The organism is Acetobacter orientalis (assembly GCF_000963965.1).
Lineage (GTDB): Bacteria > Pseudomonadota > Alphaproteobacteria > Acetobacterales > Acetobacteraceae > Acetobacter > Acetobacter orientalis.
Map to the genome: position 1 here is coordinate 1 of NZ_BAMX01000063.1, position 573 is coordinate 573.

The window sequence follows — 573 nt, forward strand, 5'->3', positions numbered from 1 at the left end:
CACTGGCACTGGCACTGGCACTGGCACTGGCACTGGCACTGGCGAAATGCCGCGGCACGCGCTTGCTGGCAAGCCCCACAAAAGCTGGGTGCCATATAAATGGAGCATACCCCCCTGCCAACCCGCACCCCCCAGCGGGGTTTAAAACGCCCGGCCGTTCGTGCGCCAAAACCATAGTGGCACGTGTAGGCGGCACGCCACTACCAGCACAAAGCCCCGCACCAGTATGCGCATAGGCACGAGGCAACCCTGTAGCCCCACCCCACATGCTTGGGGCACTCAGGCACAAAGTAACCAAGGCCACATAACCCATTGCCCCTTTAAACCCGCCATAAAGCCGTTTTGCCGCCATGCTTGCCCTGCTCACTACACTCTATACCCCCTACCGTGAGGCATAAGCGCACCTTGCACCAGCACCGAAAAACGCCAAGCGGCCTCTCTTTTTGCCTTTAACCGCTTTATTTTGCAGAAATTTGACAAAGATGGCTTGACGCTGCCGCAAAACCCCTTTAGACGGAGCCTCAACAACGCCTCTGTGTCCCGTTCGTCTAGAGGCCTAGGACACCGCCCTTT

The 573-nt window shown here is 58.1% G+C and carries 1 protein-coding gene; it reads right to left on the minus strand.

Annotated elements, in window-relative coordinates:
• Positions 1 to 352 (minus strand): hypothetical protein (locus Abor_RS12980; protein WP_048842325.1); only part of this gene is annotated, 352 nt, incomplete at its 3' end.
• Positions 353 to 573: the final 221 nt, after the last annotated feature.